Source organism: Streptomyces sp. NPDC053367 (assembly GCF_044545925.1).
Lineage (GTDB): Bacteria > Actinomycetota > Actinomycetes > Streptomycetales > Streptomycetaceae > Streptomyces.
This window is the reverse complement of record NZ_JBITYN010000014.1, coordinates 149,999-167,343: the sequence shown is the minus strand read 5'-3', so window position 1 is coordinate 167,343 and position 17,345 is coordinate 149,999. Positions and strand designations below refer to the sequence as shown.

13 protein-coding genes and 1 pseudogene are annotated in these 17,345 nt (G+C 74.6%); 9 read left to right on the top strand and 5 right to left on the bottom strand.

Features of this window, described 5'->3' with window-relative positions; translation table 11 throughout:
• Window positions 1–55: 55 nt before the first annotated feature.
• From ACIGXJ_RS33770 to ACIGXJ_RS33730, 9 genes and pseudogenes are all read left to right on the top strand, one after another.
• Window positions 56–952, top strand: a complete 897-nt coding sequence (locus ACIGXJ_RS33770) for a dienelactone hydrolase family protein (RefSeq protein WP_399653676.1) — start codon at window positions 56–58, stop codon at window positions 950–952.
• Window positions 953–1,120: 168 nt separating this feature from the next.
• Window positions 1,121–4,102: a LuxR C-terminal-related transcriptional regulator gene (locus tag ACIGXJ_RS33765; RefSeq protein ID WP_399653674.1), complete on the top strand. Its 2,982-nt coding sequence runs from the start codon at window positions 1,121–1,123 to the stop codon at window positions 4,100–4,102.
• A 131-nt stretch (window positions 4,103–4,233) separates the two neighbouring features.
• Window positions 4,234–5,481, top strand: a complete 1,248-nt coding sequence (locus ACIGXJ_RS33760) for a PucR family transcriptional regulator (RefSeq protein ID WP_399653672.1) — start codon at window positions 4,234–4,236, stop codon at window positions 5,479–5,481.
• A 303-nt stretch (window positions 5,482–5,784) separates the two neighbouring features.
• On the top strand, window positions 5,785–6,633 hold the full coding sequence (locus ACIGXJ_RS33755; protein ID WP_399653670.1) for an ABC transporter ATP-binding protein: 849 nt from the start codon (window positions 5,785–5,787) through the stop codon (window positions 6,631–6,633).
• A complete protein-coding gene (locus ACIGXJ_RS33750; protein WP_399653667.1) occupies window positions 6,630–7,418 on the top strand; it encodes an ABC transporter ATP-binding protein in 789 nt (262 codons plus the stop codon). Before ACIGXJ_RS33755 ends, ACIGXJ_RS33750 begins: the two co-directional genes overlap by 4 nt.
• Window positions 7,415–8,311 (top strand): branched-chain amino acid ABC transporter permease, encoded by an 897-nt coding sequence (locus ACIGXJ_RS33745; RefSeq protein ID WP_399653664.1) that lies wholly within the window; start codon window positions 7,415–7,417, stop codon window positions 8,309–8,311. Before ACIGXJ_RS33750 ends, ACIGXJ_RS33745 begins: the two co-directional genes overlap by 4 nt.
• Window positions 8,304–9,408 (top strand): annotated as a pseudogene (locus ACIGXJ_RS33740) (branched-chain amino acid ABC transporter permease); the annotation flags it as partial. The gene ACIGXJ_RS33745 and the pseudogene ACIGXJ_RS33740, both read left to right, overlap by 8 nt.
• 73 nt (window positions 9,409–9,481) lie before the next feature.
• A complete protein-coding gene (locus ACIGXJ_RS33735) occupies window positions 9,482–10,756 on the top strand; it encodes an ABC transporter substrate-binding protein (protein ID WP_399653662.1) in 1,275 nt (424 codons plus the stop codon).
• Between the two features lie 88 nt (window positions 10,757–10,844).
• Window positions 10,845–12,614: an ABC transporter ATP-binding protein gene (locus ACIGXJ_RS33730; RefSeq protein ID WP_399653659.1), complete on the top strand. Its 1,770-nt coding sequence runs from the start codon at window positions 10,845–10,847 to the stop codon at window positions 12,612–12,614.
• 40 nt (window positions 12,615–12,654) lie between these two features.
• Here ACIGXJ_RS33730 and tgmB read toward each other — a convergent pair whose 3' ends face one another.
• The 5 genes from tgmB to ACIGXJ_RS33705 form a co-directional block, all read right to left on the bottom strand.
• Window positions 12,655–13,644: an ATP-grasp ribosomal peptide maturase gene (gene tgmB / locus ACIGXJ_RS33725; RefSeq protein WP_399653657.1), complete on the bottom strand. Its 990-nt coding sequence runs from the start codon at window positions 13,642–13,644 to the stop codon at window positions 12,655–12,657.
• 13 nt (window positions 13,645–13,657) lie between these two features.
• Window positions 13,658–13,849: a putative ATP-grasp-modified RiPP gene (gene tgmA / locus ACIGXJ_RS33720; protein ID WP_399653654.1), complete on the bottom strand. Its 192-nt coding sequence runs from the start codon at window positions 13,847–13,849 to the stop codon at window positions 13,658–13,660.
• A gap of 269 nt (window positions 13,850–14,118) precedes the next feature.
• Window positions 14,119–14,403, bottom strand: coding sequence for a DUF1232 domain-containing protein (locus tag ACIGXJ_RS33715; protein WP_399653652.1), 285 nt, complete (start codon window positions 14,401–14,403; stop codon window positions 14,119–14,121).
• 190 nt (window positions 14,404–14,593) lie between these two features.
• A complete protein-coding gene (locus ACIGXJ_RS33710) occupies window positions 14,594–15,718 on the bottom strand; it encodes a hypothetical protein (protein ID WP_399653650.1) in 1,125 nt (374 codons plus the stop codon).
• Between the two features lie 258 nt (window positions 15,719–15,976).
• The gene (locus ACIGXJ_RS33705; RefSeq protein WP_399653648.1) at window positions 15,977–17,341 is read right to left on the bottom strand and encodes an FAD-dependent oxidoreductase; all 1,365 of its coding nucleotides are present in this window, start codon (window positions 17,339–17,341) and stop codon (window positions 15,977–15,979) included.
• Between the last annotated feature and the right edge of the window lie 4 nt (window positions 17,342–17,345).

Below are 17,345 nucleotides of genomic sequence, written 5' to 3'. Positions count from 1 at the left end.
GTCGGCGGCCGGCAGAAAACCTCCCCGCGATCCACGACAGAGAGGACGACTCGTCATGCAGCATCCCCACACCCCCCGCAGGACCCGCCGCCTGGCCGGTACGGTCGCCGCCCTCGCGGCCGTCATCGGGCTCGGCACCCTGTCCGGACCCGGCGCCCACGCCGCCGACAACCCCTACGAGCGCGGCCCCGCCCCGACCACCGCGAGCATCGAGGCACTGCGCGGCCCCTACGCGGTCTCCGAGACGACGGTGTCCTCGCTCCTGGCGTCGAACTTCGGCGGCGGCACCATCTACTACCCGACCAGCACCGCCGACGGCACGTTCGGCGCGATCGCGATCTCGCCCGGCTACACGGGCACCCAGTCCTCGATCGCCTGGCTGGGTCCCCGGCTGGCCTCCCAGGGCTTCGTGGTGTTCACCATCGACACCCTCACCACCCTCGACCAGCCCGACTCGCGCGGTCGCCAGCTGCTGGCCGCGCTGGACTACCTCACCGAGCGCAGCTCCGTGCGCTCCCGCATCGACACCACCCGGCTCGGCGTGATGGGCCACTCGATGGGCGGCGGCGGCAGCCTGGAGGCGGCCAAGGACCGGCCGTCGCTGCAGGCGGCGATCCCGCTGACCCCGTGGAACCTCGACAAGACCTGGCCCGAGGTGTCCACCCCGACCCTGATCTTCGGCGCCGACGGCGACACGATCGCGCCCGTGGCCTCCCACGCCGAGCCCTTCTACGGCAGCCTGCCCTCCAGCACGGACCGGGCCTACCTGGAGCTCAACAACGCCACGCACTTCTCGCCGAACACGTCGAACACGACGATCGCGAAGTACAGCATCTCGTGGCTCAAGCGGTTCATCGACAACGACACCCGCTACGAGCAGTTCCTGTGCCCGCTGCCCAGGCCGAGCCTGACGATCGAGGAGTACCGCGGCAACTGCCCGCACGGCTCCTGACGGCTCCGGCGTCTGTGCCGGTGCACGGCCGCGGGGCACCCGCGCTGGGCGCCGGCACAGAGCCTGGACGCGTGCCCGCCCGAAACGGCAGGTGGGGCGCGTGGGCGGGGCCGGCCGGCGCGGACGTACGCCTTCCGGACCCGGTTACCGGAACGTAACCTCGCGGGAGTGACCGGACGGACGACCGTGACGACGACGGCCCCGCGCATCCACGGACGCGGGCCGCACCTGCGTGCCGTGGCCGCGTCGGCCCAGCGCGGAGGAGCGCTCCTCGTGACCGGGGAGCCGGGCATCGGCCGCACGACCCTCCTCGACCACGCGGCCCGCGCCTTCACCGCCGGCCCGGTGCTCCACCTGCGGGCGGGCCCGCGGCGGGCACTAGGGCCGTACGACGGACTGCGCGCGTGGGCCGGGGCGCTCGGGGGCGTACCGCACGGGCCGGGGGAGCCCGAAGCGCAGGCCGGGTCCCTGCTCCCGGCGCTGCGGGCGGCGGCCGGCGGCCGTCCCCTGCTGCTGTGCCTGGACGACGTCCACCTGTGGGACGCCCCCTCCCGCACGGCGCTGGGCCATGCCGCACGGCGGCTGCCCGAGGCCGGCCCGGTCGTGCTGCTGGTGTCGGCCGCCGGACACGCCCCCGACGGCCTCGCCGGGCTGCCCGCCCTGCACCTCGGCCCCCTGCCGGCGCCGGACGCGGGCGCCCTGCTGGACGACGTGACCGGCTCGGCCGTCGACCCCGCCTCACGGGACGAGCTGCTGGACGCGGCCGACGGGAACCCGGCGCTGCTGCTCGCCCTGGCCGCCCGCCTCTCACCGGCCGGACCGGACGGCCGGCAGCCCCTCGCGCACTCCCTCACCGACGCCCTCACGGCTGTGGCGGGCACCTTCCTGGACGGGCTCCCGCCGGAGGCGGCCGATCTGCTGCTGGTGACGGCGGCGGCACTGCGCGACGCCGAGGCCGCGGGCGCGGACGCGGCACTGGTGGGGGCCGCGCTGGCGTGCCTCGGGGACGACGAGGCGCCCCTCGCCGCCCGGCCGGAGCCGGTCGGGGAACTGCCCGCCGCGGCGGCCGGCCCACTGCGGCTCGCCGACGGACAGCTCTGCTTCGCCGGGCCGGTCCTGCGCAGAGCCGTGTACGCCCAGGCGGCCCCCGCCCGGCGCCGGGCGGCGCACCGGGCGCTCGCCCGGGTGCTGGACCGCGACGGCCACCGGCTGCGGGCCCTGCTGCACCGGGCCCGGGCCACGGCCGGCCCCGCCCCCGCGCTGGCGGCGGAGCTGACTGCGGCCGCGGCCGACCCCCGCTCCCCGGCCCCGCACCGGCTGCGTTCCCTGGCTCACGCCGGTGCCGCCGAGCTGGCGGCCGACGAGTCGGCTCGGGCGCAGTGCCGTACCGCCGCCGCCGAGCAGGCGCTGCGCGCCGGACTGCCGCGCCGCGCGCTGTCCCTGCTGGGCACCGTCGCGCAGGCCCCCGTCCCCGCCGCCGTGCGCGGCCGGGCCGAACTGCTGCGGGGCAGTGCCCAGCTGCTCGACGGCCCCACCGCCACCGCCCGGGCGTCCCTCCTCACGGCCGCCGCCCTGCTCGCCGCCGACGCGCCCGCCCTCGCCGCCACCGCGACGACCTGTGCCGCGGACGCCGCCTGGGCCGCGGGCGACCTGCCGGCCTGTCTGGAGTCCCTCTCCGCGGCCCAGTCCGGCCCGAACGCCTACCGCCGAGGTCTGCGCGCCGTGCTGGAGGGGCGGCGCGGGGAAGGCGCGGAGGTGCTCCGCGCAGTCGCCGCGGGGGTGGCGAGCGGCGGCCTGCGGCCGCACGGGCGGGCTGCCGCGGCGGCGGGAGACGGCGGTCGCGGCCGGGCAGGCGGGCGGGGCCTGCCGGACGAGGTGCGCGGGGACGCCCCCGGGTGGGCCGCCGGTGCCGGGGAGGGCGTCCTCCGCCGCGTGACGGGCCCGCCGTCGGGGGAGGCCGCTCCCGGTGCGGACGGGTTCCGGCACGGGGACGGCGGCCGCCGCCCAGGTCGGCGCACTCACCCGGACCCGTCACCGGAGGGCGGCCCCGACGCCGAGACCCTGCTGCGGGGAGCGGTCGCCGCGCTCGTCGTGGGGGACATGCCCGTGGCCTCGCGGGTGGCGGCACGGGCCGTGGCTCATGGCCGGGCCGACGGGGACATGGGCGTCGTACCGCGGGCCCTGGAGTATCTGGCGTACGCCGAGCTGCGCAGCGGACGGCACGCACAGGCGCGCACCTACGCGGAGGAGGGGTTGCGGGAGGCCGAGCGGGCCGGGCAGCGCAACACGGCGGCCGGTCACCACGCCGTGCTGGCGCTGGCCGCGTCGATCGAGGGCGAGCCCGCGGCGGTCGCCGGGCACGCGGAGGCGGCGCTGGCCACGGCCCGGCGGCACGGGCTGGCGCAGACCGCCACCCTGGCCCAGTGGGCGCTGGCCCGCGCGGACCTCGGGCGGGGCCGTCCGCTGGAGGCCGCCGACCGGCTCGGCCCCCTGGTGCGGCCCGGCCCCCGGCGCGGCCACTTCGCGGTGTGGATGCTCGCCGTGCCCTGTTTCGTGGAGGCGGCCGTCCTCGCCGGACGCCCCGCGGACGCCCGGTGCGCGGTCGAGGACCTCGCCGCCTGGGCCGCCTTCGGCGCCGACCCGCAGGCCCCCGCCCAGCTGCTGCGCTGCCGCGCCCTGCTGGCCCCGCCGGAGCACGCCGACGCACTGTACGCACGGGCACTGGAGGCGCACGAGCAGACCGTCGGCGACTTCGAGCGGGCCCGTACGGAACTGCTGTACGGCAAGTGGCTGCGGCGCCGGCGCCGGCTGCGCGAGGCCCGGGACCGGCTCGGCGCGGCCCTGGTCGGCTTCGAGAGCAGCGGCGCCCTGGTGTGGGCCGAGCAGGCGCGCGGCGAGCTGCGGGCGCACGGCACGGCGCCGGGCCCCGCGCGCGCCGACGGGCTGGCCGGGCTCACGCCCCAGCAGTGCCGGATCGCCCGGTACGTCGCCGACGGCGCCACCAACCGCGAGGTCGCCCGCATCCTCTCGGTCAGCACCCGCACCGTCGACTACCACCTGCGCAACGTCTTCGCGGCCCTCGGCGTGCGCTCCCGAGTCGAACTGGCCCGCTTGGTCGAGCAGGCCGAGCAGCCCCGGGCCCGCCCGTGAACCGCCGGGAGCCCCTCGGCCCGCGCAAGATCGACGACGGGAATTCGGCTCCGGAGCCTAGGGACCGACCAGACGGTATGTCATCCTTCCCGCAGGATGAATCAGGTCGCACACCCTGGGGGAGGACCGTGATGCACCGCGCCGTGCGGCACCGCACGCCGAACCGGCCCGTACCAGCCGTCGTACCGCAGCCGCGGACGAGGCCCGTCCGGTCGCTGATCGACGCCGACGCCATCGCCGTCCTGCACAGGGCGGCCCGCGTGCTGCTGGCGGACCTGGCCGAGCTCACCGACCGCCTGATGGCCGTCGTACAGGAGCAGGAGCCGGCCTACCGGGCCGCCGTCGTGAGCGACCCCGTCGGCATCTGGCAGGAGATGCACCGATCCCTGCGGCACAGCGTCTCCTCGCTGCTCGACCCGCGCGGCTCCCGTGACGCCGCCCGCCGCTGCTCCTGGAAGATCGGCGCCACCCGCGCCGAACAGGGCGTACCGCTCGACGCGCTGCTGCACGCCTTCCGCCTCGGCGGCTCCCTGGTGTGGCAGCGGCTGGTGGAGGAGACCTCCCGCACCGCCCCCGAGGACATACGCCTGCTCGTCCATGTCGCCTCCGACATCTGGAACTTCGTCGACGAGCACTGCACCCTCGTCGCCGACGCCTACCGCCAGGTCGAACGGCAGCTCGCCTGGCAGCGGGAGAACCGGGTGCGGGTGCTGGTCGCCGCACTGCTGGACGGGTCCAGCCGGATCGCCGACCTGCCCGAGACGGCGGAGGCCCTGGACCTGCCGGAGCAGGGGCGCTACGCCGTGCTGGCGGTGGCCGGCGGGTCCGGGACGCGTGGCCCGGGCCTCCTGCCGGGTGTGCGGGTGCACTGGCACACGGGCGCCGAGGTGGACTACGGCATAGTCCCGCTCGGCGACGGTGACCTTCCCGAGCTCACCGAGGCGGCAGCCCGGCTGCGGATCGGCGCCAGCGGTGCCGTCACCGGGCTCGCCGCGGTGGGCGACGCGCGGGCGCAGGCCGACCTCGCCATGGGCCTGTGCCCGGCGGAAGGGGGCGTGGTGCGGCTCGCCGACCAGCTGCCCGCGGCGCTCGTCGTCTCCAGCCCCGATCTCGGCGCGGTACTGGCCGAGCGGGTGCTCGGGCCGCTGACCGGGCTCGATCCCGCCGACAGCGAGGTGCTGCTCGACACGGTGGGGGCGTGGCTGACCTGCGACGGCTCCGCCCAGCGGGCCGGGGAGCGGCTGTACTGCCACCGCAACACCGTGCTCAACCGGCTGCGCCGCTTCGAGCAGCTGACCGGGAGGTCGCTCGCGCGGCCGTCGGACCTGGTGGAAGTGAGCCTGGCGCTGACCGCGCGAAAGGTGTTGCCGGGCGCCTGACGGCGTGCCCGGACCCGGCCGTCGACGGGTGCGGGACGTCTGTGGTGCCTCGCGCCCGCGCGGCGGAGCCGCATATCCGGTTCCCCGTGCCCGCGCGGCGGAGCCGCATATCCCGTTCCCCGTGCCCGCGCGGCGGAGCCGCAATCGGCACGGCCGGCCGCGCGCCCCGGGAGGGGACTGCCCTGGGCGGCGGCACAACGTGGGGCCTCTCTCCCTGGTACACCGCACCCCCCCTGCTGATCGCTCTGTACCGGTCCGCCGCCCCCGTGCTGTCGTGAGCTCCCCTTTCCCCGAGGAGCCGCGATGCCCGAAGCACCACCGGACGACGAGGCCATGCTGCAGGTCGAGGATCTCGACGTGGCCTACGGCCGGGCCCTGTCCGCACTGCGTTCCGTGTCCCTGAGCGTGCCGCCCGGCGCCGTCGTGGCGTTGCTGGGCGCCAACGGCGCCGGCAAGACCACCCTGCTGCGGGCGGTCTCCGGCACGCTGCGCCTGCACCGCGGCGCGGTGACGGCCGGACGCATACGGTACGGCGACACCGTGCTGGACGGGCGGGACCCCGTCGCCGCGGTGCGCGCCGGAGTCGTCCAAGTACCCGAGGGCAGGCGTGTGTTCGCCGGGCTCACGGTCGACGAGAACCTGCGCACCGGCGGCCTCGGCCTCGGCCGCAGGGCACCCGGGCAGGTGCGGGAGGCCCGTGAGCGGGTGTTCGCGCTGTTCCCGAGGCTCGCCGAGCGGACCCGGCAGCACGCGGGGCTGCTCTCAGGCGGCGAGCAGCAGATGCTGGCCATCGGCCGGGCCCTGATGGCCGCGCCCCGGCTGCTCCTGCTCGACGAGCCCTCGCTCGGCCTCGCCCCGCTCATGGTGCAGCGGATCGCCGAGGTCATCCGGGAGATCAACGCCCAGGGCACCGGAGTGCTGCTCGTCGAGCAGAACGCCGGGATGGCCCTGTCGCTCGCCTCGCACGCGTACGTCCTGGAGGTCGGCGAGGTCGGCCTGTCCGGGCCCGCCGACGAACTGGCCGGCACCGACGCGGTACGCCGCCTGTACCTGGGCGAGGACCCCGGCGACGGCGAGAGCGGCGAAGCCCTGAGCGGCAGCCGCCGCGAACAGGACCGTGACCGCGACCGCGACGAGGAGGGCGCCGCGTGAACGAGCGCACACCCCCCGTCCTGGAGGTCCGGGACGTCACCGTCCGGTTCGCCGGACTCACCGCGCTCGACGGTGTGTCCTTCACCGTCGCGCCGGGCACCGTGCACGCCCTCATCGGGCCCAACGGCGCGGGCAAGTCCACCTGCTTCAACGTGCTGTCGGGCCTGTACCGGCCCGCATCCGGCACGGTCCGGCTCGGGGACACCGACCTGACCCGGCTCGCCCCGCACCGCATCGCCGCGCTCGGTGTGGCCCGCACCTTCCAGAACATCGTCACCACCGAGGGCACGGTCGCCGACAACCTGATGCTCGGCCGGCACGCCCTGACCCGCTCCGGGTTCGCCGCCAGCGCCCTGCGGCTGCCCGGCGCCCGCCGCGAGCAGCGCGAGCACCGCGCCAGGGCCCGCGAGATCGCCGAGCTCGTGGGTCTCGGCGCCCACTTCGACGCCCCGGTCGCGGGGCTCTCCTACGGAGACCGTAAGCGCGTGGAGTTCGCCCGCGCCCTGTGCCTGGAGCCGCGTGTGCTGTTGCTGGACGAACCCGTGGCGGGCATGAACGCCGCCGAACGGGCCCGCGCCGTCGAGGTCGTACGCGATGTGCGCGAGCGACTCGGGCTGTCCGTCGTCCTCGTGGAGCACGACATGGGACTGGTCATGCGGCTCGCCGACGAGGTCACCGTCCTCGACTTCGGCCGGGCCATCGCCCACGGCACACCCGACGAGGTCCGGCGCGACCCCGAAGTGCTGCGCGCCTACCTGGGCGAGCCGGGGGAGGAGGCGGCATGAGCGGCTTCCTCGACCACGTCCTGAACGGGCTCGCCCTGGGCTCGGTGTACGCCCTCGTCGCCCTCGGCTTCGTCGTCATCTTCAAGGCGTCCGGGGTGCTCAACTTCGCACACGGCTCGCTGCTGCTGCTCGGCGGCTACCTCACCGCCGTCTTCCACGACGACCTCGGCTTCGCCGGGGCCCTCGCGCTGGCCGTGCTGGTGACCGCCGCCGTGGCGGGCGCGCTGGACCGGCTGCTGCAACGCGCCGGCGGGCAGGACCCGCAGGCCGCTCATGTGCAGACGATCGTCACCATCGGCATCGACATCGTGCTCCTCACCGATCTGACCCGGCGCATCGGCGGTGACCTGCTCACCCTCGGCGACCCGTGGGGCGACTCCGTCACCCGGCTCGGCCCGCTGACCGTCGCCGACAGCCGGCTCGCCGCGATCGCCGTGTCCGCGGTCGTCATCGCGGGTGTCTTCGCCCTGTTCCGGTTCACGCCCTGGGGCCTGTCCCTGCGGGCCTCCGCCGAGGACGTGGAGGCCGCGGCCCTGATGGGCGTACGGCTGGTGCGGGTGCGCACCCTCGCCTGGTGCCTGGCCGGGGCGCTGGCCGCGCTGGCGGCGGTGTTCCTCGCCGCGTTCCCGGCGCCGGGCCTGGAGCGGACCACCGGGCAGATCGCCCTGAAGGCCTTCCCGGCCGCGATCCTCGGCGGCATGGCCTCCCCGCCCGGCGCCCTCGCGGGCAGCCTGATCATCGGGCTGACCGAGTCGCTGGTCGCGGGCTACCAGTCCGAACTCCACGTCCTCGGCGAGGGGTTCGGCGACGTCGCCCCCTACGCCGTGATGGTGCTGGTGCTTCTCGTGCGGCCCACCGGGCTGTTCGGCGCGAAGGGAGCGGCCCGTGTCTGAGCTCCTCCGCAAGGGGCGGTTCCTGCTGCCCACGCTCGTCGTCCTGTGCGTGCTGCCCTTCTACGTGGACGCGTTCTGGCTGCGCGTCGGCCTGTTCGCCATGGCCGCGGCCATCGGCGCCGTGGGCCTCGGCCTGCTCGCCGGCACCGCGGGACAGCTCTCCCTCGGCCACGCCTTCTTCCTCGCCGTCGGCGCCTACGGCTACGCCTGGCTCGCCGGGGAACCGGGCCCGGGCCTGCCGCCGCTGCTCGCACTCGTCCTGGCCGTGCTGCTGGCCGGGGTCGCGGGCGGGCTGTTCAGTCCCGTCGCGGGCCGGGTGCGCGGGATCTACCTGGGCGTGGCCACCCTCGCGCTGGTCTTCCTCGGCCACCATGTGCTGCTCACCGCGGACTCCGTCACCGGCGGCTTCAACGGCCGTTCGGTGCCCCCGCTGACGGTCGGCGGGTTCGCCTTCGCCGACTCCGGCCCCGAACTGACCGTCCTCGGCGTGCCGTTCGGCGCCGAGGAGCGCCTGTGGTACCTCGGCCTGGCCCTGCTCGCGCTGACCTGGTTCACCGCCCGCGGCATCCTCAAGGGGCGGCCCGGCCGTGCGCTGGCCGCCCTGCGCGACAGCGAGACCGCGGCCGCGGTGATGGGCGTGCACGTGGCCCGTGAGCGCTCGGCGGCCTTCGTCGTCTCCTCGATGTACGCGGGCCTGGCCGGGGCGCTGCTCGCCCTCGCCTTCCGCCGGATCGTGCCCGACTACTTCGGCCTCGCCCTGTCCGTCGACTACCTCGCCATGATCGTCATCGGCGGGCTCGGCTCGGTGGCCGGCGCCACGGCGGGCGCCGTGTTCGTCACCGCCCTGCCCCTGCTGATGACCCGCTACGCCGACCATCTGCCGCTGGTCGCCGCCCCGGGCTCCGGCGAGGGCTCGGTCGGCCCCACGGAGGCGGCCCGCTACCTCTACGGCGCCGCGATCGTCGCCGTCCTCCTCTACGCCCCCGACGGACTGCACGGCCTGGTCCGCAGGCTGCGCGCCCGCCGTCGCAAGCCCGCCGCAGGCGCCTCCCACGCGGAGGGCACCGCCTCCGGCACCGGCACGGACACCGGCGGAACCTCCGGCACCGATGCCGCCACCGATACCGACACCGCCACCACCACCGCCGTACGAGCCAAGGAGCACACCCCGTGAACGTCACGCACCCCCGCCCCGCCCGTATCCTCCTCGCCTCGGCCCTGACGGCACTGCTCCTCGCCTCCACCGCATGCAGCTCCAAGGCGGACGGCGACAGCGCGGCCGACGGCGCCGACGGTGTCAAGGGCGGCCCCGGCGTCACCGACAAGACCGTCAGACTGGGCGCCCTGACCGACCTGACCGGTCCGTACGCCACCCTCGGCAAGTCCATCGTGCAGGCCCAGCAGATGTGGGCCGACGAGACCAACGCGGCGGGCGGTATCTGCGGCCGCAAGGTCGAGATCGTCGTCGAGGACCACGGCTACGACGTCCAGAAGGCGGTCACCGCCTACGCCGACATCTCCCCGGACGTCGTCGCCCTGCCCCAGGTCATCGGATCCCCGGTCGTCGCGGCACTCCTCGACGACATCGAGCGCGACCAGGTGCTGACCTTCCCGCAGGCCTGGGCCGCCTCCCTGCTGGGCAAGCAGTCCGTGCAGGTGGTCGGCACCACCTACGACCTCGACATGATCGCCGCCGTCGACTTCCTCACCCGCACCAAGGGCCTGAAGAAGGGCGACTCCGTCGGACACGTCTACTTCGAGGGCGACTACGGCGCCAACGCGCTGGAGGGCTCCGAGTGGGCGGCCGAGCGGGCCGGGCTGAAGGTGGTCCCGCAGAAGATCAAGGCGACGGACACCGATCTGTCCGCGCAGGTCTCCGCACTGCGCAAGGCCGGTGTGAAGGCGATCCTGATCAGCGCCGGGCCCGCCCAGACCGCCTCCCTCGCGGGAGTGGCCGCCTCACGGGGGCTGATGGTGCCGATCGTCAGCAACGCCCCGGGTTTCGCCCCGCAGTTGATGAAGACGCCCGCCGCGAAGGCGCTGACCGGCCTGCTGAGCGTGGTCAGCGCCGCCCCGGCGCCCAGTTCCGAACTGCCCGGCGTGCAGAAGATGGTGGCGGCGTACGAGAAGAAGTTCCCGGGCTCCCCGGTCGACTCGGGCGTGCTCTCCGGCTACAACGCCGCGCAGTTGCTCGGCGCGGACCTGAAGAAGGCGTGTGCGGCGGGCAGCCTCGCCCGCGAGGACGTCGTCAAGGCGCACCGCTCGCAGCAGAACGCCGACACCGGGCTCGGCACCGTGCTGAACTTCTCGGACGTCGACCGGCCCGCCAGCGTCAAGACGTACGTGCTGAAGCCGGACGCCAAGGCGGTCGGCGCGCTCGTCGGCGTCGAGGACGCGCACAGCGCGCCGGGCGTGGAGGAGTACCTGAAGTCGCGGACGTCCTGATTCCTGGACGGCGGGGGCCTCTTCGGCGCGACGCGTGGTAGTAAGCGTTTGCCACCCCGTACGGCAAGCTGGAGAGGACCCCCGCCCTATGGCGTCGTCGACCGAGCCACCCCTCGATCACCGCTACCGGGACGAACACCCCGTCCGCACCCTCGCCTATCTCTTCCGCCCCGACCGCCGGCGCCTCGCCGCCGCGGTCGGGGTGTTCACCGTCAAGCACAGCCCGGTCTGGCTGCTGCCGCTGATCACCGCGTCCATCATCGACACGGTCGTCGAGCACCGGCCGATAGCCCAGCTGTGGACCAGCACCGGGCTGATCATGTTCATCCTGCTGGTCAACTACCCGCTCCACCTGCTCTACGTCCGCCTGCTGTACGGCAGCGTCCGCCGCATGGGCACCACCCTGCGCTCGGCCCTGTGCACCCGTATGCAGCAGCTGTCCATCGGCTACCACGCGCGGGTCAGCGCGGGTGTGCTCCAGGCCAAGGTCGTCCGGGACACCGAGGCCGTCGAGCAGATGGTGCAGCAGACCGCCGAGACCGGGCTCGGCGCGCTGACCGTGCTCACCGGCGGACTGGTCATCATCGGCGTGCGCACACCCGAGTTCCTGCCGGTGTTCCTCGTCGTCGTGCCCGCCGCCGCACTGCTGGTGGCCCGGCTGCGGTCCCGGCTGCGCACCCACAACGAGCACTTCCGGCACGAGGTGGAGGTGCTCTCCTCCCGGGTCACCGAGATGACCCGGCTCATCCCGGTCACCCGCGCCCACGGCCTGGAGGGCAAGGCCCTGCACCGCATGGACGGCACCCTGCGGCGGCTGCTGCAGTCGGGGATGCGCCTGGACCTGCTCAACGGCCGCTTCGGCTCGCTGGCCTGGGTCGTCCTCAACGTCATCGGCGTGCTGGTGCTGGCCGGCGCCGCGCTCGTGTCGTACTACCGCGTCTGGGGCGTCACCGCCGGCGACGTGGTGATGCTCAGCGCCCTGCTCACCACCCTCACCAACGCCACCACCACCCTGGCCGGTCTCGCGCCCGTCATCACCAAGGGCCTGGAGTCGGTGCGCTCGGTCGGCGAGGTGCTCCAGGCGCCCGAACTGGAGGACAACGAGGGCAAGTCGGAGGTGACGGCCCTGCGCGGCGCGGTGACCTTCCAGCAGGTCACCTACGCCTACGAGTCCGACCGGGCGGCCGTGCGGGACCTCGACCTGACCGTCGTACCGGGCGAGACCGTCGCGCTGGTCGGGGCGTCGGGGGCGGGCAAGTCCACCGTCCTCAACCTGGTCATCGGGTTCATCCGGCCCACCTCGGGGCGCATCCTGCTCGACGGCACCGACATGAGCACCCTGGACCTGCGCACCTACCGGCGCTTCCTGTCGGTCGTGCCGCAGGAGTCGATCCTGTTCGACGGCACCATCCGGGAGAACGTCGCGTACGGCATGGACGACGCCGACGAGGAGACCGTCCGCGCGGCCCTGCGCGACGCCAACGCGCTGGAGTTCGTCGACCGGCTGCCCCAGGGCCTCGACACCCTGGTCGGCGAGCGGGGCGCCCGCCTGTCCGGCGGCCAGCGGCAGCGCCTGGCCATCGCCCGGGCCCTGATCCGCGATCCGAGGATCCTCGTCCTCGACGAGGCGACCTCGGCGCTGGACACCCGCTCCGAGGCGCTCGTCCAGCAGGCCCTCGCCCGGCTCCTGCACGGCCGTACGACCTTCGTCGTCGCCCACCGGCTCTCCACCGTCCGCGGTGCCGACCGCATCGTGGTGATGGGCGACGGCCGCGTCCTGGAGACCGGCACCCACGACGACCTCCTGGCCCGCGGCGGCGCCTACGCGGCCCTGCACAGCGGCCAGGTGGCCTCGTAGGGCCCACGGGGGCGGACCGCACCCCCGCAGGCCCGTCCGGTCAGGGCACGGCCGCGTTCGTGCCGCCGCGGCCCCGCTGGCGCGGCAGGGACGGCGGTCCGGTGGAGAGCCACTCGGCGATGGCGCGGGCGATGGGCTGGCCCGTCTCCACCTCGATGAAGCCGAACTGGCCCGACTGGTTGCACTCCAGGAACCACCACATGCCGTCGGCGTCCTCGACGAAGTCGAAGGCGCCGTAGGCCAGTTCCGCCTCGCGCAGGTACGCCCGCACGGACTCGGCGACCCTCGGCGGTACGTCGACCGGCCGCCAGGGCTCGTCAGTTGTGACGAATCGCACATCCACTTCGTCGGGGTCGGCGTCCGCCGCGGTCGCCTTGCGGGCGGCCAGCAGGCGCTCGCCGACCGCGGTCAGACGGATGTCCGCCCGCTTGGCGATCCGCCGCTGCAGCAGCGTCGGACCGTACGCCACGGCCGAGAAGTCCGTGCCGGGCGCCACCCGGCTGGTCGGCACCGCGCGCGGCGGCTCCTGCGGATGCGCCCCGGACACCGGCTTGACGACCAGGTCCGGGAAGCGCTCCGCGAAGTCCCGTGCGGCCTGCGGGAACGTGGTGATCAGCGTGGCGGGCACCGGCAGCCCGACGGACTGGGCGAGCCGCAGCTGCCACGGCTTGTACCGGGCGCGGCGGGCCGCGTCCGGGTGGTTCATCCAGCGTGCCGCGCTGCCGCGCAGCATGCCGTAGAGCGCCTGTGAGGACTCCTCGGTCAGCCACTCGGACGGTTCGGCCACCCGGGCCGCCGGCGCCCCCGGCCGGCGCACCCAGACGGACCTGAGCCCGTCGATGCCCACCAGACGCCCGGCGGACCACAGATGGCCCCGGAAGGCGCCGTGCACGAACTCCCCCGACAGCGCGACCTGGCCGGTCAGATCCGCCGGATCGAGCCGCAGCACCGGCACCCCGGCGGCGTGCAGATGCACGACCACCATGTCCGCCGTCACATCCTGCTCAGAGGTCAGGATCAGAACGGTCATCGACGTTCCGTGTTCAGTCGTCGAAGTGCGTCTTGGAGCCCGCGGTCGACGTCGTCGTCCCCAACTCTCTCAACAGGGCGAGATCGGTGGCGGCGATCCGCCCGTCGAGGAGCACGTTCAACTGCAGTCCGGAGTCATAGGTGTACGCAGTGCTGACGTCCAACTCCGTTGCCGGGCGTGCATAGTTGAGCGCGAACGGTTGCATGGTCTCTCCCTCGTCGGTGCTGCCCGGGACAAGTCCCGGCGCAGGCCGCTGTCTTGCTTCGCCCCATGGATCTTGCAGGGCTTCCATTCCTTATACGAATCGAACGAGTGAATGGTTTCGTCACACTCCGTGGCCACCGTCGTGTCGGCCGCTCTGAACCTGAGACGGCCGGAGCCGGCCGGCGGTTGACTGATCGTGAGAGAGGCTTGCGCGGCCGCGCACGCGGGCCGCCACCGGTCCGGACGGCGCCGCGCCTCGGTCCGGTTCCGTCAGGCGTGCCCGTCCGTGCGCCCATGCGGGGCACGCAGGGCGCGCAGAGCCAGCAGCAGTACGCCGATGTCGTCCAGGTAGACGGGGTCCGGCAGCAGGTCGGTGGGCAGGACGAAGTAGCCGACAGCGGCCCAGAAGACCCAGCGCGGGCCCGTGGGGAGCCCGGCGCGCCGCAGCCCGCGCCGCGTCCGGACCAGCCGGACGAGCAGGACGACGGCCGCCGCCAGGACGAGCGCCGCGAGCACCGCGGCGACGACGGCGAGCGCGAGGGTGGTCGAATCCACGGAGCCCTCCTGTGTGCGGTGCGAGCGTGTCGGGCCGTTCAGCGCGTGCGGCGTCCGTGCGCCCCGTCCGCACGGCACGCACGCGCTCCTACAGAATTCCCCCCTTCGGCCGCTGTATTGCCGCGCGGAAGGCACGCCACACCCGCGGGGGGCACGGTGTGCATCCGTACGCCCCTTCCCGGGCCCCCGCTCAGCTCCCCGCCGAGCCCTCCTGGGGGGCCGTGGCCTCCTCGGCGCGCCGGGCGCGGGGGGTGACCTTGAGGCGCTCCAGGGTGCGGGTCAGCTGCTTCAGCGGGGACGTGGCCGCCGGCTGCTGGACGGGCGGCGGGCTGCCGGCCGCCTCGCGGTAGGCGGCGAGCGCCTCATGGGCCTGCTCGGCGGCCTCCCGGTACAGGTCCCGGGACTTCGTCATCGCCTCCAGCGCCTCGGCGTACATCGCGACCAGCTTGCGCGCCCGGTCGAGTTCCTCCTCCGGCGTCAGCAGGCGCCAGTCGTCCCGCAGTGCGGTGAGCGCCGCCTCCGCGTCCGCAGACAGCGGCCGGGGCAGCGCCGCGAAACGTGTCACCGCGGCGATCAGCTCGGTGGGCTCCGAGCCGTCGAGGAAGACATTGCGTACGGCGAGGCCGTCGCCGTCGTACGCGGCCGGGGCGGGGTCGCCGGGCAGCACGAGGGCGCCGCCGCGCGGCACCTGGACGCCGAGGTCCTTCAGGGCGTAGTTCACCGCGCGCAGTTGGTGCGGGGCCGCGCGATGCTCCACCACACGGTGCCGCAGGCCCGCCGGCAGCCACCCGGCGAGGGGCACCAGACCGCGCGCGTCCGGGGTCATGGCCTCGTGGACGACGACATGCACGGCCCACCAGGCCCGCGCGGCGCCCTTCAGTACGCGCCGCAGCTCCTTCTCGTCCTCCGGCAGCGGATTGAGCCCGGTGAGGGACAGCGCACTGCCGCTGTCGTGGGCCCACTCCGACTCGGTGCCCTCCGGCCAGAACATCTCCGTCGGCGACGGCCACACCGGGTCCCAGGCCCGCTCCGCCTCGGCGGCCAGCGTCCAGGCACGTCCCCCGTCCGGGCCGGGCTCCAGGGTCAGCCGCGCCCGCACGGTGACCTGGCCGGCCGCCCGCCACCGCGCCTCGAACACGCGCTCCGGCGAGCCCTCGGCCGCGGGCACCTCCAGCTGACCGTCGAGCGTTCCCGCCTCCTCCAGCAGACGCAGCCGCGCCCGTACGGCGCCTTCCGCGCCGGGTCCGACATGGCGGCCGCGGGCCAGCCACACCGTAGGAGGAGTCGTCGTGCGGACGGTCGAAGAGCTCGGCATGGGTCCATGAGGGAAGGGGGCGTGGTCCACCCGCAAGTATCCCCACCGCCGGGCGGCGCCGATCAACCGGGGTGCGCGAGGGGTGCGGGGGGTGTGTCCGGCGCGGGCCGGGGTGTGCGGTGCGCGTCCGACACCGCGGGTCTCACCCCTGGTCCGGCGTGCCGCGCGGCGGTGAGAATCCCGGGGGCGGACAGGGCCCGCCCGCCATCCGCATCGGGGCGGGTCCTGTCCGCACGGAGAGCGCGAGGCCCCGGGGGGTTACGCGCCGCTCGCGCGCAGCATGTCCTCGCGCTCGACGATCTTCACGCGCTCGCGGCCCTGCGGCTCGCCCAGCGCCTTCTCGGCGGCGTCGAGCTTGTACCAGCCCTCCCAGGTGGTGACCCGCAGGCCCCGCTCGGCGAGGAAGGCGTCCACGGCCTCAGGCGCGGGCGACTCCGGCGTGTGCAGGCGCTCGTTCGCGAAGTCGTCGAGGAGGTTCGCCACGGTCTCGTTGGCGTCACCCTTGGTGTGGCCGATGAGGCCGACCGGGCCGCGCCGGATCCAGCCGGTGACGTACACGGACCGCAGGTGCGTGCCGCCCTCCTCGATGACCCGGCCGCCCTCGTCGGGCACGGTGCCGGAGGCGAGGTCCCAGGGCAGCTTGGGCAGCTTGTCGGAGAGGTAGCCGACCGCGCGGTAGACCGCGTCGACGTCCCAGTCGGTGAACCGGCCGGTGCCCTTGACGTTGCCGGTGCCGTCCAGCTCGGTGCGCTCGGTGCGCAGTCCGACGACCTTGCCGTCCTCGCCGAGGATCTCCACGGGCGACTCGAAGAAGTGCAGGTAGAGCTTGTGCGGCCGGTCGCCGATGTCGCGTATCGCCCAGTTCTCCAGGGTCTTGGCGACCATGTCGACCTGCTTGTTGCCGCGCCGCTCGGCGATCGAGCCCTCGTCGTAGTCGATGTCCTCGGGGTTGACGACGACCTCGATGTTGGGGGAGTGGTCCAGCTCGCGCAGCTCCATGGGGCTGAACTTGGCCTGGGCCGGCCCGCGGCGGCCGAAGACGTGGATCTCGACGGCCTTGTTCGCCTTGAGGCCCTCGTAGACGTTCGGCGGGATCTCGGTCGGCAGCAGCTCGTCCGCGGTCTTGGCGAGGATGCGGGAGATGTCGAGCGCCACGTTGCCGACACCGAGGACGGCGACCTTCTCGGCCTCCAGCGGCCAGGTGCGCGGCACGTCCGGGTGGCCGTCGTACCAGGACGCGAAGTCGGCGGCGCCGTAGGAGCCTTCGAGGTCGACGCCGGGGATGCTCAGCTCGCGGTCCGCCATGGCGCCGGTGGAGAAGATCACCGCGTCGTAGAAGGCGCGCAGGTCGTCCAGGTGGACGTCGGTGCCGTAGTTCACATTGCCGAACAGGCGGACCTGCGGCTTGTCGAGCACCTGGTGCAGGGCCGTGATGATGCCCTTGATACGGGGGTGGTCGGGGGCCACGCCGTAGCGGATGAGTCCGAACGGGGCGGGCATGCGCTCGAAGAGGTCGATGGACACGCCGGGCTCGGCGGCGACGTCGGACTTCAGCAGGGCGTCGGCGGCGTAGATGCCGGCGGGGCCGGCTCCGACGATGGCTACCCGCAGGGGGCGGGACATGGTC

Coding starts and splice junctions, on each gene's coding strand:
- ACIGXJ_RS33770 (WP_399653676.1), top strand. CDS start 56: ATGCAGCATCCCCACACCCCCCGCAGGACCCGCCGCCTGGCCGGTACG.
- ACIGXJ_RS33760 (WP_399653672.1), top strand. CDS start 4,234: ATGCACCGCGCCGTGCGGCACCGCACGCCGAACCGGCCCGTACCAGCC.
- ACIGXJ_RS33755 (WP_399653670.1), top strand. CDS start 5,785: ATGCCCGAAGCACCACCGGACGACGAGGCCATGCTGCAGGTCGAGGAT.
- ACIGXJ_RS33745 (WP_399653664.1), top strand. CDS start 7,415: ATGAGCGGCTTCCTCGACCACGTCCTGAACGGGCTCGCCCTGGGCTCG.
- ACIGXJ_RS33730 (WP_399653659.1), top strand. CDS start 10,845: ATGGCGTCGTCGACCGAGCCACCCCTCGATCACCGCTACCGGGACGAA.
- tgmB (WP_399653657.1), bottom strand. CDS start 13,644: ATGACCGTTCTGATCCTGACCTCTGAGCAGGATGTGACGGCGGACATG.
- tgmA (WP_399653654.1), bottom strand. CDS start 13,849: ATGCAACCGTTCGCGCTCAACTATGCACGCCCGGCAACGGAGTTGGAC.
- ACIGXJ_RS33710 (WP_399653650.1), bottom strand. CDS start 15,718: ATGCCGAGCTCTTCGACCGTCCGCACGACGACTCCTCCTACGGTGTGG.
- ACIGXJ_RS33705 (WP_399653648.1), bottom strand. CDS start 17,341: ATGTCCCGCCCCCTGCGGGTAGCCATCGTCGGAGCCGGCCCCGCCGGC.